Genomic DNA, 208 nt, shown 5'->3' on the forward strand with positions numbered 1-208 from the left:
GCTCTGCGCCTTTGCGGGCGCTCCATTTGATCCGCCAGAGATTGAAGAGGATGTCCATGTCCCGATCGATGGTCTCGGGAGTTGCCATCGTGATCCGGTAAATATCGTCGCCTTCGACCTTGCGCAGGAACCGCCGGAGCTTTTGGCGTGTCTGGCTGCTCATCCGCTGCTCGAGATAGTCGTCGAAGCTTGCCGGCAGGGGGACGAT

The 208-nt window shown here is 59.6% G+C and carries 1 pseudogene; it reads right to left on the bottom strand.

Annotated features, from left to right (window positions below):
• Positions 1-208, bottom strand: a pseudogene (locus tag AF337_RS24505) (GNAT family N-acetyltransferase); the annotation flags it as partial.

Source organism: Rhizobium ecuadorense (genome assembly GCF_001187535.1).
GTDB lineage: Bacteria > Pseudomonadota > Alphaproteobacteria > Rhizobiales > Rhizobiaceae > Rhizobium > Rhizobium ecuadorense.